Raw genomic sequence first — 13,684 nt, forward strand, 5'->3', positions numbered from 1 at the left:
AGCCGAAATCGGTTCGTTTTGAGTAACGTTACTCAAAGACGTTCGCCTTCCACAACCCAGACGGTTTCAGGGAACCGCCAGGGGAGCGTGAGCCCGTGGGACATCAGATATTGTCCACTGGCTTCAAGGTCTTGATGTTTCAGGAGAGGCGCACCGCGGGACAGCCGGGGCGCTTCGTCCCGATTGACGAGAGATAGCCTGTATCTGCCTTGCGGGTCCAGACCGGTCAAGCGTAACGGACGCGGCAGGATCTGGTCACTTGGTCGCGTCAGCGCGGCAAACGCAACGAACCGGCTGCCGTCGCCGGCAAGCTGCTGTTCTGCGATCACGGCCGGATCGGCGCTGTCCAGCCGCAGGATATCGGCCTGCATCATCCAGTCCCGGTTGGCTTTCCACCAGCTCGTGACATTGCGCAGCGTCTCGGCTTCGGCTTCCGTCAGCTCACGCGGGTCCATCTCGAAGCCCATGTGGCGTTGAGCCGCGGTCCAGGCTCGCAGACGAATGTCCAGCGTGCGGCCGGAAGTATGGCAGTGACGCGGCCCGACGTGAGAGCCGGTTACCGAGGCTGGCAGGAACAGGGCGGCATCGTGCTGAATACGCTGGCGTTCCAGCGCATCGTTACTGTCCGAAAGCCAGACCCGGTGCGTGCGTTCCAGGACGCCGAAGTCGATCCGCCCGCCGCCGGACGAGCAGCTCTCGATCTCCACTGCCGGAAAATCGGACCGCAGACGGTCGACCAGCTCGTAAAAGCCTTCGGCCTGTTTGGCATCGACCACGGGCAGGATGCGGTTGTGGTCCCACTTGATGTAGCCGATGTCGTTGTTTTTCAGGACGTCGGCGATGTGGGCATAAAGATAGTCGCGAACCTCCTGGTTGGACATGTCCAGCACCAGTTGCTGGCGTCCGCGGATCTGGTCTGCGTGACCGAGCACCCAGTCGGGATGAGCGCGGCAGAGGTCACTGTCCTCGTTGACCATTTCCGGTTCGAACCAGATGCCGAACTCCATGCCGAGCGCCTTGATATGGTCGATCAGCGGGGTGAGGCCGTCCGGGTACTTGCGTTTGTCGATCACCCAGTCTCCCAGAGACGAGGTGTCGTCATCCCGGCGGCCAAACCAGCCGTCGTCCAGCACAAAGCGCTCGGCGCCCAGGCCCGCCGCTTGGGAGGCGATGGCTTTGAGTTCGTCGAGGTCGTGTTTGAAATAGACCGCTTCCCAGCAATTGTAGTGAACCGGGCGGGGTGTGCGGGCTCCCTGAACCACATGGTCGCGAACATGGCGCTGGAACCGCACGGCGGCACCGTTGAAGCCGGTGGCGGAATAGGTTGCGTAGAGCGGTGCGCTGACGAAGTGGCGTCCGCTGGCAAGGCTGGCAGTGGCGTGGCCGAACTGGACCTGGCGACGCCCATCGGCAAGTTCCTCGGCAACCATCTTGTGGCCCCCGGACCAGCCATAGTGAAACGCGAAAGCTTCACCGGCCGTGTTGGACGTTCCGGCATTGCAGACGACAAGCCCCGGGAAATGGGCGTGGTCCGTGCGGCCCGTGCGGTTGTCGCGGACACGGGAACCGGGCGCAAACGGCAGGCGGCGGGTCAGGAATTCCGCGCACCAGCGGCCGGAAAACTCGATCATCTCGCCAGTGTAAGCCGGGACCGGCAGAACCGGAGCCGCCAGCCAGTCGACCGTGATCTCATCGGCGCTTTCCAGCCGTGTCTGAAGCTTTAACAGGGAGGTTTCCGGTGTCAGGACGAGATCGAAGACGAGGCTGAGATCAAGGCTGTTGTCGGCAAAGACAAGCGTCAGGCCATGCTCCGAAGCGGCTTCGCTTTCGAACCGGAAACTGGGCATGAGCGGCGCGCCGGATGCGTTCCTTGCAGTCAGGCCGGTTTGCCCGGGGAAGCTTTCGGAGGCTTCCGGACACAGGCTCAGACCGGCGTTGCGGTCGACCATGCCACCGGTGACGTCGGCAAGTGCGGCTGCCGAAAGCGTCTCCAGGTTTTCGCCAGTGGGAAGGGCGGGCCCCCAGTAGACGGCTTCCGGCAATCGGTCGTCGAAGCTGGCCAGGACCAGGCTCTGTCTGTCATCTCCAAGATGCCAGCTGCGGATCATTTCACGGCTCCGAGTGTGAGGCCTGCAATAAAGTGGCGCTGCATCAGAAAGAACATGGCGACAGGCGGCAGGGCGGCCACGATGGAACCGGCGCTCATCAGGTGGTAGGCAGCACGATATTGCGCGTTGAAGGACGTGATGCCGGCGGTGACAGGCTGGCTTTCAACGCCCTGGGTCAGCACCACGGCCCAGAAGTAGTCGTTCCAGATAAAGGTGAAGATCAGCACCGACAGCGCGGCGATGGCCGGCTTCATCAGCGGTAGCACCACGTACCAGAAGATCCGCCATTCGGAGACGCCCTCAACGCGCGCGGCCTCTATCAGCTCAAACGGCAGGGCACGGATGAAGTTGCGCATGAAGAGTGTGCAGAAGCCGGTCTGGAAGGCGATGTGGAACAGAACCAGGCCGGTGATGGTGTTGTAGAGGCCCATCTGCAGGGTCAGGTCACGCACCGGCACCATCAGGATCTGGAACGGCACGAAGTTGCCCGCCACGAACATGAAGAAGAGCCAGATATTGGCCTTGAACTTGTAGATGCCGAGGGCGAAGCCGGTCATGCACGAGAGGCCAACCGCGCCGATTACCGTTGGAATGGTGATCTTGAACGAGTTCAGCAAATACTGCGGCATGTCCGAGCCGGTGAAAACCAGCGCGTAGTTGGTGAAGCCTTCGAAGGATGACGGCCAGCCCCAGTAGTTGGCGTTGGCAAAATCCGAATCCGGCTTGACCGAAAAGATGGCGACCGCGATCAGCGGCAGCAGCCACAGGATCAGCGCCAGCGGAAGCAGCGTCTGATAGGTGATCTGCCAGGGGCGGGACGTGCGTTCGATCGGTGTCGGGAACATGTCAGCGCGCCTTTTCTTCTTTGTACATCGACCAGAGGAAGTAGGCGATGAAGGCCAGCATGATCAGGAACAGCACCACGGCAATGGCCGCGCCGTAGCCCATGCGGAAGCCGTATTCGGAGAGTGCGACCTCGAACATGTAGAAGCTGAGCACCCGGCTGGCGCCGAAGGGCCCGCCGTTGGTCATGACCGAAATCAGGTCGAAAGAGCGCAAAGCGCCGATGATGGTGACGACGAAGGCGATGAAGGTGGCCGGGCGAAGCTGCGGCACGATGATGTACCAGAGCATGCGCCAGCCCTTGGCGCCGTCGAGGCGTCCGGCCTCGATCTGCTCCGGATCAACCGCGTTGAGGCCGGTGAGATAGAGGATCATGCAATAGGCCGTCTGGGGCCAGAGGCCCGCGACGATGATGCCCACGGTGACCCAGTTCTCGTCCCCCAGCACGTTGAGCGGCGGCAGGCCGACTGCGCCGAGCAGAACGTTGAGGATGCCGAATGTCGGGTCGTAGAACCAGGTGAACACCAGGCCGACGACGACCTGGGAAATCACGAAGGGAAAGAAGAACAGGGATTTATAGAGCCGGATGCCGGTGACGGTCTGGTTCAGGAACAGCGCGATGAACAGACCGGCCGGAATGGCAAGCAGATAGAGCAGCAGCCAGATGACGTTGTTCTTCAGCGAGGTGTAGAACGCGTCATCCCAGTAGAGTTCCTCGTAATTGTAGAGCCCGACATATTCCGCCTGGCCCAAACCGTCCCACTCGTAGAGCGACAGGTTGAACGACTGGAAAATCGGAAAGATCACATAGAACAGGAAGAACAGGATCCCGGGAGCCAGGAATAGCCAGGGTGTCAACTGCTGCTGGTTGCGATGCCACCAGGAACTCTGGCGGGTCTCGGCGACGGATGCTTGGGCCATTTTCGGAACTCTTCGTGAGTCGTCGGCGTATACCGGAAAAGAGGACAGGGAGCGGTTGCCCCCTGTCCGGTCATGCGAAGGCAGACCTTATTTGTAGATACGCTGTTGGGCGCGGTCCAAACGGTCCAGGATCTTGTCCAGGTTGTCCGGCTTGACCATGAATTCCTGCAGGCCTTCCATGGCAACCTTTGCCATTTCAGCCGGGGCATCGCGGTCGAAGAACTGGGCAACGCCGCCCGGAGAGTTCGTGGACAGCATCTCAAAGCCCTGTTCCAGGAACTTGTCCTGGTCCACGGACGACTTGGCGTTCACCGGGAGCTGGCCGAGGTGCTTGCCGTCGTTGATCCAGGTCTGGACGTCCGGCGAGACCGCGAACTTCAGGAATTCGCGCGCGTTTTCCTTGTTCTCGGCATTGGCCGGAATGTGGAAGGTATCGGTCGGCGCGTCTTCCGCCTTGGCGATGCCCGGCGTGATTTCCACGAACTGGTAGAAATCGATCTGGTCATCGGAAAGACCGGCTTCGCGCAGCGGTGCCACGGCGAAGTTGCCCATCAGGTAAGCGGCTGCATCGCCCTTGACCATGAACGGCAGAGCTTCCTGCCAGGAGTAGGTCTGATGGTTGTCGATGAAGGCGCCCATGTCGATGAGCTCGCGCCAGTTGGCGAAGGTCTTGCGGACTTCGTCGGACTTCCAGGACGCCTTGCCCGTGAGCAGGTCCATGTGGAAGTCGAAGCCGTTGGTGCGCATGTTCAGGTAGTCGAACCAGCCACCTGCGGTCCAGAGGAACTTGGTGCCGATCGTGTAGCACTTCTTGCCGGCATCGATGATCTTCTGGCAGTTCGCCTTTTCCTCTTCCCAGGTAGTGGGTTCGGACAGGCCAAGCTCGTCGAAGATGTCTTTGCGGTAGTAAACACCCCACTGATAGTAGGTGTAGGGCACGCCCCACTGCTTGCCGTCGATGGTCATCGCACCCTTGGTAGAGGCGAGGTTGTCGGCAATTGCCGGTTCCGCCCAAAGGTCGGACACGTCCTCGAAAAGGCCGGCCTCCACGTAAGGCCGCATGCGGTTGGCTGCGTACCAGGTGGCAACGTCCGGCGCATTTGCCGTCAGGAAGTTGCGGATCTGGGTCTTGTAGGCTTCCCGGTCAATCACCGTCGTCTCGATGTTCAGCTCCGGGTTCTTCTCCTGGAACTGAGCGATCATCTCTTCCATGGTCGCACGCGGCGCCGGGTTCGATGTGTCGAGAAAGATTTTCAGATTGCCTGTCAGGCCGTCAGCAGAAGCTGCGCCCATCACGGCTGCCAACATGGCAAATGCCGCTACGGACGTTTTCAGCATGGAACGCATGGTGTCCTCCCTTTTGGTTCCATTATGTGAAACTTAGTTTTGTATATTGATACTTTGATGCGATGGCGATAAGTTGTCAACAGGCTCGACGACAAGAAACGGGCCGAAGGAGGAGCTGATGAACAAACAGGCGGGGTCATCGACAGGTGACGGCACGGTCGGCAAGGCGCTGGAAGTGCTGGACAAGGTTGCGGCTGTGGGCCGGCCTGTGCGCTTTTCCGAACTGCTGTCTGAAAGCACTCATCCCAAGGCGACGCTGTACCGGCTGCTGCAGACGCTGGTGAGCCAGGGCATGCTGGCCTACGACGAGCGCCAGCAGACCTATTCGCTGGGTATCCGCCTGGTGCGGCTGGCACATGCGGCCTGGCGGCAAAGTTCCATCGCGCCGATTGCGCGTCCCTTCGTAGGCGCCTTGTCGGAAGCTGTCGGCGAAACGGTTCACCTGGCACAGCTCGACAGCGGGCAGGTGCTTTATGTCGACAAGCGCAATCCGACCAATGCCATCGACATGTTTTCGCAGGCCGGCAAGGTTGGTCCGGCCTATTGCACCGGGGTCGGCAAGGCCCTGATGGCCTTTCTGGAGCCTGCTGAACTCGATCACGTTTTGAAGAAGCAGTCGTTCTATCGCTACACCCCGGCAACGCTGGCCAGCGAAGCTGAACTGCGTGCGGACCTGGAAAAGATCCGCGAAGAGGGGCTGTCCTACGACCGCGAGGAACACGAGCCCGGCATCATCTGCATTGCAGCGCCGATCCTGTCGTCCAAGGGGCGCCCGGTTGGAGCGCTTTCCGTTACCACGTCCACGCAGCGCAAGAGCCTTGAACAGCTTCTGGAATCACGGCCCGCACTGCTGGATGCGGCCTCGAAGATCGCGGCGGCGGTCGAGGACTGGCAGTTCCCTGCCTAACAAGAATCCCAAGGGAGAGAGAATTACATGTCTGGCGTCACACTGACAAAAGCCGTCAAGAAATATGGCGACCTGGAAGTCATCCACGGAGTGGACCTTCAGATCGAGCATGGCGAATTCTGCGTTTTTGTCGGTCCGTCCGGCTGTGGCAAGTCCACCCTTCTGCGCATGATCGCCGGGCTGGAGGAAACGACCGACGGCAGGATCGAGATCGGTGGCCGTGATGTGACCAAGACAGATCCGGCGGAACGGGGCGTTGCCATGGTGTTTCAGACCTATGCGCTTTACCCGCATATGACGGTTGAGGAGAACATGGGCTTCGGGCTGAAGATGAACGGTCATCCGAAGGCCGAGATCCAGTCCAAGGTTGCCGAGGCCAGTCGCATCCTGAAGCTGGACCCTTATCTGAAGCGCAAGCCGAAGGCGCTTTCCGGCGGGCAGCGCCAGCGCGTCGCCATTGGCCGGGCCATCGTGCGCGGACCGGAGGTGTTTCTGTTCGACGAACCGCTCTCCAACTTGGATGCCGAGCTGCGTGTTGACATGCGCGTTGAAATCGCCCGCCTGCACAAGGATATCGGCGCGACGATGATCTACGTGACGCACGACCAGGTCGAGGCGATGACGCTGGCAGACAAGATCGTGGTTCTGCGCGGTGGCAATATCGAGCAGGTCGGCTCGCCGATGCAGCTCTATTCCGATCCGGACAACAGGTTCGTTGCCGGCTTCATCGGCTCGCCCAGTATGAATTTCGTGGAAGGTATTGCCGGGGAGGGCGAGGTCAGTGTCGCTGCGTTCGGCGGTGTTGCCGTGCCGACATCGGTCGCGCTGCCCGCCAAGGGTGAAAAGGTGCTGGTCGGTCTGCGCCCGCAGCATCTGAAAGTCTCGCCTGCGCAGGAAGGGGCGAAGGTCGATCTGTGCGAGCAACTCGGCGGCGTCGCCTATTCCTATCTCATCTGCCCGACGGGCGAGCGCGTGATCGTGGAAACCAAGGGTGAGGATGCGCCAGTTTCAGATGGCCTTGTCGCCATCGACTTCGATCCGGCTTCGGCGTTGTTCTTCGATGCGAAGACGGAACAGCGGCTGAGGTAGTCTCGCCGAGGCGACTTGTCCAGGCGGCCCACCTTCCGCACGTGGTTTTGGACAAGTGAGACAATGCCGAACCGGAATCAGGCTATCAGCCGTGCCATTGGCGCGTCTCCTCGTACGAAAAAGAGTTCGCTACACTCACGCAGATGCGCTGGATTCCGGATCTGCACGCAGCTTATGCTGCGCTTGTTCGGAATGACGGTGGACAGCCGTAGATGGTGACGTTCCCGAGGGGCTGGCAACCGGATTGCGCAGGGAGCTGAGAACGCCTTTCCACTTATGCCGGGACGCAGGGCATCTGGTCCGCGGGTCGCTTGCATTGCATTCGTCTGGTGGGCGGGTCTGTTTTCTTGCCGATTTTGGCGGCTCTCCTGTCAGGGCCGATCTTTTCCCTCTGTCATCATAATCCTTCAGACAGCCATTATCACATGACTGTCAGGCATTGCGCTGCCGCTCTTGGTGCTGTGTCTTTGCAGGACCGGGTTGCATTCATCTGTCATGAGCTCGTGTTACGCTAACTGACGACCCGCCCGGAAAGGCGGCCACTTCGAACACGTATCTTGCCTTGACATGAATACTGATTCATGTGTCATATATTCCAGCGTCAGGCGATGATGTTACCCTGTGGAGGCCGTGGGAGCGGCCGTGCAGGTTTGCCGGCCTTTCGCGCAACGGGAGGAGAATTCATGACGAAACGCGTTTTCCGCTGGGCCGTGCCGCTTCTGGCTGGCATCAGCGTGGCGGCGGCCGGGATTGCCGGTGCCCAGGCCGACGATATCAAGATCGCCCATGTTTACGGCAAGACCGGTGCCCTGGAGGCCTATGCGAAACAGTCGCATACCGGCCTGATGATGGGTCTCGAATATGCCACCGACGGCACCATGGAAATCGACGGCCGCAAGATCGTGGTCATCGAGAAGGACACTCAGCTGAAGCCGGATATCGGCAAGGCCGCGCTGGCGGAAGCCTATGGTGACGATGAAGTCGATATCGCCGTCGGTCCTGTCTCCTCCGGCGTTGCGCTGGCCATGCTGCCGGTCGCCGAAGAATACGAGAAGGTGCTTCTGGTGGAGCCGGCGGTTGCCGACAGCATCACCGGCGAGAACTGGAACCGCTACATCTTCCGCACCGCGCGGAACTCGTCCCAGGACGCGATCGCCAACGCTGTCGCACTGGGGCAGGAAGGCGTCTCCATCGCGACGCTTGCACAGGACTATGCCTTCGGCCGTGACGGCGTCGCCGCCTTCAAGGAAGCGCTGGAAGGCACGGGTGCCAAATTGGTGTTCGAGGAATATGCGCCGACCGATACCAAGGATTTCACAGCCAACGCGCAGCGCGTCTTTGATGCCCTGAAGGATGAGCCGGGCCGCAAGTTCCTGTTCGTGATCTGGGCCGGTGGCGGCAATCCGATCAGCAAGATCAAGGCAATGGAGCCGGAGCGCTTTGGTGTCGAGATCGCCACGGGCGGCAACATCCTGGCGGCCATGGCGGCCTACAAGGAACTGCCGGGCATGGAAGGCGCGACCTACTACTATTACGAAATCCCGAAGAATCCGGTGAACGACTGGCTGGTGGCCGAACACCAGAAGCGCTTCAATGCGCCGCCGGACTTCTTCACCGCGGGTGGCATGTCTTCCGGCATTGCCATTGTCGAGGCGATCCGCAAGGCCGGGTCCACGGAGACCGAAGACCTGATCACTGCCATGGAAGGCATGGAGTTCGAAACGCCAAAGGGCAAGATGATGTTCCGGGCGGAAGATCACCAGGCTCTGCAGTCGATGTATCACTTCAAGATCAAGGTCGACCCGGATGTCGAATGGGGCATCCCGGAGCTGGTGCGCGAGTTGACAATCGAGGACATGAACATCCCGGTGCGCAACCAGTAAGCCGAATGAAGACGCGGCGGAGCCTTCAGCTTCGCCCGCGTGGCCCCAAGACCCTTAAGTTTGCCCGGCTGGTGTGAAATCCGTCCGGCCGGGCACTCATCCGATACAGTTTTCGCGACAATTCAAGCCTGGGAACGCGCATCGTGGCCAAGGAACACCCGATTCTGGAAACGAGGGACCTGACCATTCGCTTCGGCGGTCATGTGGCGGTCGATCACGTTTCCTGCGCCTTCGAGCGAGGCACCCTGACGGCGATCGTTGGGCCGAACGGTGCGGGCAAGACCACCTATTTCAACCTGATCTCCGGTCAGCTGGCAGCGACCTCCGGGGCTGTGCTGCTCAACGGCGAGACCATCACCAAACTGTCGGTGCCGGAACGCACGGACAGGGGGATCGGCCGGGCGTTCCAGCTGACCAATCTCTTTCCGACCCTGAGCGTGCGCGAAAACGTGCGCCTTGTAGCGCAGGCGAAGGCACGCAAGGGGTTCGATCTCTTCACCGTTGCAGAAAGCCATGTGGAACTTCTGGAGCGGGCAGACCACGTGCTGGCGGAGGTTCGGCTGATCGATCAGGCCGACCAGACCGTTTCCGCTCTGCCCCATGGTGACCAGCGCAAGCTTGAGGTGGCGCTGCTGATCGCGCTTGGGCCCCAGGTGCTCATGTTCGACGAGCCGACCGCCGGAATGAGCGTCGACGAAGTGCCGGTGATCCTGGAGCTGATCCAGAAACTGAAGAGCGACATGGACCGGACGATCCTGCTGGTGGAGCACAAGATGGATGTCATTCGCACCCTGGCCGACCGCATCATCGTTCTGCACAACGGGGCGCTGGTGGCCGATGGAGAACCCTCGGAAGTGATTGCCCTGCCGATCGTGCAGGAGGCTTATCTCGGCAAGGCACCGGCTTCCTCCGGGGAGGCTGCGTGATGGCGGAAAATCTGCTCACCCTTTCCGGAGTGCACACCCATATCGGCCCTTACCACATCCTGCAGGGTGTGGACCTCGCGGTGCCTGAAGGCGGGGTGACCGTTCTGCTCGGCCGTAACGGCGCAGGCAAGACCACAACGTTACGCACCATCATGGGGCTTTGGACGGCCAGCCAGGGCGATATCCGGTTTGGCGATCATGTCATCACCAAACTGTCGACGCCTGAAATTTCCCGCAGGGGAATTGCCTTTGTGCCGGAAGACATGGGCATCTTCACCGATCTGACAGTTGCCGAAAACATGATCCTGGCCGCTGCCAACGGGCCGATGGACCAAAAGCGCCTTGCCTGGATCAAGGAGCTGTTTCCGCCGATCGGCAGCTTCTGGAATTCCTCCGCAGGAACGCTGTCCGGTGGTCAGAAGCAGATGCTGTCCGTGGCGCGGGCGATCATCGAGCCGCGCCGGCTGATCCTGATCGACGAGCCGACGAAAGGCCTCGCGCCGGCGATCATCAAGGCGATGACCGATGCGCTGAAGGAACTGAAGGAAACCGATACCACCATCCTGCTGGTGGAGCAGAATTTCGCCATGGCGTCCGGCATCGGCGACACGGTCGCGGTGATGGATGATGGCCGCATCATTCATTCCGGCCGCATGGACGAACTGGTGGCGGATGTCGCCTTGCAGGAAAAACTCATGGGGCTGAGCCTGGAGGCGCATCAATGAGCGAGACGGCGATCAAACCGCGGATCGAGAAAATCCCGCTGAAGGAACAGCTTGCCCAGAAACTGCCGGTGCTGCTGGTGCCGGTGCTGGCTGCCGTCGGGCTCATTGCCATCGGCAATCCGGCGAGCTGGCTGACACTGACGGTGGCCGGGCTGGCCATGGGCATGATGATCTTCATCATGGCGTCGGGATTGACAGTGGTCTTCGGGCTGATGGACGTGATCAACTTCGGCCATGGCGCCTTTGTTGCCGTCGGCGCCTTCGTCGGCTTCACGGTTTTGGCCTGGCTGGCCGGCTGGACGGCTTCGCCAAGCGTCTTCATGAATCTCTCCGCCGTGCTGATTGCCATCCTTGCGGCCATGCTCGTGACCGGTCTTCTCGGTCTTGCCTTCGAGCGGGTGATCGTGATGCCGGTCTACGGCGAACATCTGAAGCAGATCCTTGTCACCATGGGCGGGCTGATCGTGGCCCAGCAGATGATCTACGTGGTTTGGGGGCCGGACGAGCTGCATATGTCCCGCCCGGAAGCCTTGCAGGGATCGCTGGTGATCGGCGAAGCAGCCATCGAGAAATACCGCCTGGTGGCGGTCGGCATCGGCCTCGCGCTGTTCATCGGCATGCGCCATATCCTGAAGAACACCAAGATCGGTCTGCTGGTGCGCGCCGGGGTGGAGAACGGCGAGATGGTGGAAGCGCTCGGCTACCGCATCCGCCGGCTGTTCCTGATCGTGTTCATGACCGGATCGGCGCTGGCCGGGCTCGGGGGCGTCATGTGGGGCCTCTATCAGGAAACGATTACCGCACACATGGGCTCGGAGATCATGGTTCTGGTGTTCATCGTGGTGATCATCGGCGGCCTTGGCTCGGTCGAGGGCTGTTTCATCGGCGCCATGCTGGTGGGACTGCTTGCAAACTACACAGCTTTTTTGGCGCCGAAGGTGGCGTTGATCTCGACCATCGCGCTGATGGTCGTGGTGCTGATGTGGCGGCCGCAGGGCCTTTATCCGGTGGTCAAGGCGAAGTAGGGACGGAACAAGATAATGTTGACCAGACTTCTTTCCGGCGACACGCCGCGCAGCGGCCTTCTGACTGCGCTGCTGCTGATCGTGTTGATCTCGCTCGCCTTTGCACCGTTTCTCTTTCCCGGCACCAAGTCACTGGAGACGGCCGCACGGATCTGCATCTTCATCGTGCTGGTGGCAAGTTACGACCTGCTGCTGGGCTATGCCGGTATCGTTTCCTTCGCCCACACCATGTTCTTCGGCATTGGCGCTTATGGGACCGCGCTTGCCTTGTCGACCACCGGGCCGAACTACGGTTCGCTGGTCTGGGGCACGGCGGCGGGTGCCGGGGTTGCGGCTCTGTTCGCGCTGGCCATCGGGCTGTTCTCGCTTCGGGTGAAGGCGATCTTCTTCGCCATGGTGACGCTGGCGGTCGCAAGCGCCTTTGCCGTGCTGGTGTCGCAGATGTCCTGGCTGACAGGCGGTGAGGACGGGCTCAACTACAAGATCCCGCGCGAGCTGACACCCGCCTTCAAGCTTATCAAGGCGAAGGTGTTCGACGTCAGCATCAATGGCAAGGTCCTGGCCTATTACCTGGTGTTCTTCGCCGCCGCGATCCTGTTCCTGGTCATGCTGCGCATCGTCAACTCGCCGTTCGGCCGCACGCTGAAGGCGGTTCGCGACAATGCCTTCCGGGCGGAGGCGATCGGTTACCGCGTGGTCTGGTATCGCACCACGGCCACCGTTCTGTCGGCAGTCATGGCAGCGCTTGCAGGCTCGCTCCTGGCCATCTGGCTGCGTTACACCGGCCCGGCAACAACGCTCTCCATGGAGATCATGATCGACATTCTGCTGATGGTCGTGATAGGGGGCATGGGCACGCTTTACGGGGCCGTGCTCGGGGCAACCCTGTTCATTCTGGCGCAGACCTATCTGCAAAACCTGATGGGTGTTGCTGCAGAAGCAACCAGCGCGGTGCCGGTGTTCTCGACGCTGGTGGCGCCGGAACGCTGGCTGTTGTGGCTGGGTGTTCTCTTCATTCTGTCGGTCTATTTTTTCCCGACGGGCATTGTCGGACGGCTACGGGCGGGGCGTGCGTGAGCGGGAATATGTTGCATATCCGCGACGAGGGAACGGGCAGACCGCTGGTGCTGATCCACGGCTGGTCTTGTCCGGGCCGGTTCTTCGAAGGCCAGATCGGGGCTCTGAAAACTGACGCCCGTTGCATTGTTCCGGATCTGCCGGGCCACGGCAAAACAGCGGGCCGGTTGCCATTGACCATCGAGGCAGCAGCCGATGCAGTTCATGCGGCTTTGGCCGAGCGCGAACTAACTGAAGTAATCCTCTGCGGTTGGTCGATGGGTGCGTTGGTTTCCTATGCAATGATTGAGCGGCACGGCGCGGACCGGATCTCGCAGTTCGTTGCCATTGACATGACGCCGAAGGTTCTGAACGACCCCGACTGGCAGAACGGAACGCTGAACGGCCTCAATGCCGAACTCAACGACCATTTCCTGAATGCCATTGTGGCGGATTGGGCCAAACTGCCGGCCCGGATCGCGAGACGACTGTTCGCCGAAGGCCTGCCCGTGCCGGAGTGCGTTGCGGAGCTAGCCCGCAAAGAGATTGCTGCAGCCGATCCTGTGCTCTTGAAGCCGATGTGGTCGTCACTGACCGCGCAGGATTTCCGCCCGCTTTTGAAAGCCTTTCCCGTGCCGTTTCATCTGGTGGCGGGTCTGCGCAGCCAGCTTTACGGCCCGGGTGTCCATCGCTGGCACGCGGACAATGTTCCGGAATTCCATTTCCATGGCTTTGAAGCATCAGGCCACGCGCCGCACATGGAAGAGCCGGACAAGTTCAACAGCCTGCTGCGGAACCTGGTGAAGGGCTGAGGTGCACAAACTTGGCTTTTTGGGACGGCCATCCTGACCGTT

12 protein-coding genes are annotated in these 13,684 nt (G+C 60.9%); 8 read left to right on the top strand and 4 right to left on the bottom strand.

Translation table 11 applies throughout. The features are described 5' to 3' along the window. Nucleotides 1-32: 32 nt before the first annotated feature. The 4 genes from FIU93_RS10980 to FIU93_RS10995 form a co-directional block, all read right to left on the bottom strand. Nucleotides 33-2,108 (bottom strand): alpha-galactosidase, encoded by a 2,076-nt coding sequence (locus FIU93_RS10980; protein ID WP_152505585.1) that lies wholly within the window; start codon nt 2,106-2,108, stop codon nt 33-35. Next, a complete protein-coding gene (locus tag FIU93_RS10985) occupies nt 2,105-2,953 on the bottom strand; it encodes a carbohydrate ABC transporter permease (protein ID WP_023003019.1) in 849 nt (282 codons plus the stop codon). Before FIU93_RS10985 ends, FIU93_RS10980 begins: the two co-directional genes overlap by 4 nt. Before the next feature lies 1 nt (nt 2,954). After that, nucleotides 2,955-3,872 carry a sugar ABC transporter permease gene (locus tag FIU93_RS10990; protein WP_023003020.1) on the bottom strand — a complete coding sequence of 306 codons (918 nt, stop codon included), beginning with the start codon at nt 3,870-3,872 and terminating at the stop codon, nt 2,955-2,957. Nucleotides 3,873-3,959: 87 nt separating this feature from the next. Further along, complete coding sequence (locus tag FIU93_RS10995; RefSeq protein ID WP_152505586.1) at nt 3,960-5,219, bottom strand: ABC transporter substrate-binding protein; 1,260 nt, start codon at nt 5,217-5,219, stop codon at nt 3,960-3,962. Between the two features lie 118 nt (nt 5,220-5,337). Between FIU93_RS10995 and FIU93_RS11000 the strand changes: the two genes are divergently transcribed. The 8 genes from FIU93_RS11000 to FIU93_RS11035 all read left to right on the top strand — a co-directional run bounded on the left by FIU93_RS11000 (nt 5,338) and on the right by FIU93_RS11035 (nt 13,642). Then, nucleotides 5,338-6,126: an IclR family transcriptional regulator gene (locus tag FIU93_RS11000; RefSeq protein ID WP_152505587.1), complete on the top strand. Its 789-nt coding sequence runs from the start codon at nt 5,338-5,340 to the stop codon at nt 6,124-6,126. A 27-nt stretch (nt 6,127-6,153) separates the two neighbouring features. Further along, nucleotides 6,154-7,215 carry a sn-glycerol-3-phosphate ABC transporter ATP-binding protein UgpC gene (ugpC, locus tag FIU93_RS11005; RefSeq protein WP_152505588.1) on the top strand — a complete coding sequence of 354 codons (1,062 nt, stop codon included), beginning with the start codon at nt 6,154-6,156 and terminating at the stop codon, nt 7,213-7,215. Between the two features lie 683 nt (nt 7,216-7,898). Next, nucleotides 7,899-9,098 carry a substrate-binding domain-containing protein gene (locus FIU93_RS11010; protein WP_023003024.1) on the top strand — a complete coding sequence of 400 codons (1,200 nt, stop codon included), beginning with the start codon at nt 7,899-7,901 and terminating at the stop codon, nt 9,096-9,098. A gap of 140 nt (nt 9,099-9,238) precedes the next feature. Then, the gene (locus tag FIU93_RS11015) at nt 9,239-10,024 is read left to right on the top strand and encodes an ABC transporter ATP-binding protein (protein WP_152505589.1); all 786 of its coding nucleotides are present in this window, start codon (nt 9,239-9,241) and stop codon (nt 10,022-10,024) included. Further along, complete coding sequence (locus FIU93_RS11020; RefSeq protein WP_023003026.1) at nt 10,024-10,749, top strand: ABC transporter ATP-binding protein; 726 nt, start codon at nt 10,024-10,026, stop codon at nt 10,747-10,749. The genes FIU93_RS11015 and FIU93_RS11020 overlap by 1 nt, the downstream gene beginning before the upstream one ends. Beyond that, a complete protein-coding gene (locus FIU93_RS11025; protein ID WP_023003027.1) occupies nt 10,746-11,774 on the top strand; it encodes a branched-chain amino acid ABC transporter permease in 1,029 nt (342 codons plus the stop codon). Before FIU93_RS11020 ends, FIU93_RS11025 begins: the two co-directional genes overlap by 4 nt. Nucleotides 11,775-11,789: 15 nt before the next feature. Then, nucleotides 11,790-12,851 carry a branched-chain amino acid ABC transporter permease gene (locus tag FIU93_RS11030; RefSeq protein ID WP_152505590.1) on the top strand — a complete coding sequence of 354 codons (1,062 nt, stop codon included), beginning with the start codon at nt 11,790-11,792 and terminating at the stop codon, nt 12,849-12,851. An 8-nt stretch (nt 12,852-12,859) separates the two neighbouring features. Beyond that, nucleotides 12,860-13,642 carry an alpha/beta hydrolase gene (locus FIU93_RS11035; RefSeq protein ID WP_152505591.1) on the top strand — a complete coding sequence of 261 codons (783 nt, stop codon included), beginning with the start codon at nt 12,860-12,862 and terminating at the stop codon, nt 13,640-13,642. Nucleotides 13,643-13,684 lie beyond the last annotated feature (42 nt).

The sequence above is a fragment of the Labrenzia sp. THAF35 genome (assembly GCF_009363595.1).
Classification (GTDB): domain Bacteria; phylum Pseudomonadota; class Alphaproteobacteria; order Rhizobiales; family Stappiaceae; genus Roseibium; species Roseibium algicola.

Excerpts from the sequence above, each read along its gene's own strand:
- FIU93_RS11020 (WP_023003026.1), top strand. The coding sequence starts at position 10,024 with ATGGCGGAAAATCTGCTCACCCTTTCCGGAGTGCACACCCATATCGGC.
- FIU93_RS10980 (WP_152505585.1), bottom strand. The coding sequence starts at position 2,108 with ATGATCCGCAGCTGGCATCTTGGAGATGACAGACAGAGCCTGGTCCTG.
- FIU93_RS10995 (WP_152505586.1), bottom strand. The coding sequence starts at position 5,219 with ATGCGTTCCATGCTGAAAACGTCCGTAGCGGCATTTGCCATGTTGGCA.
- FIU93_RS11000 (WP_152505587.1), top strand. The coding sequence starts at position 5,338 with ATGAACAAACAGGCGGGGTCATCGACAGGTGACGGCACGGTCGGCAAG.
- FIU93_RS11010 (WP_023003024.1), top strand. The coding sequence starts at position 7,899 with ATGACGAAACGCGTTTTCCGCTGGGCCGTGCCGCTTCTGGCTGGCATC.
- FIU93_RS10990 (WP_023003020.1), bottom strand. The coding sequence starts at position 3,872 with ATGGCCCAAGCATCCGTCGCCGAGACCCGCCAGAGTTCCTGGTGGCAT.
- FIU93_RS11025 (WP_023003027.1), top strand. The coding sequence starts at position 10,746 with ATGAGCGAGACGGCGATCAAACCGCGGATCGAGAAAATCCCGCTGAAG.
- FIU93_RS11030 (WP_152505590.1), top strand. The coding sequence starts at position 11,790 with ATGTTGACCAGACTTCTTTCCGGCGACACGCCGCGCAGCGGCCTTCTG.
- ugpC (WP_152505588.1), top strand. The coding sequence starts at position 6,154 with ATGTCTGGCGTCACACTGACAAAAGCCGTCAAGAAATATGGCGACCTG.
- FIU93_RS11035 (WP_152505591.1), top strand. The coding sequence starts at position 12,860 with ATGTTGCATATCCGCGACGAGGGAACGGGCAGACCGCTGGTGCTGATC.
- FIU93_RS10985 (WP_023003019.1), bottom strand. The coding sequence starts at position 2,953 with ATGTTCCCGACACCGATCGAACGCACGTCCCGCCCCTGGCAGATCACC.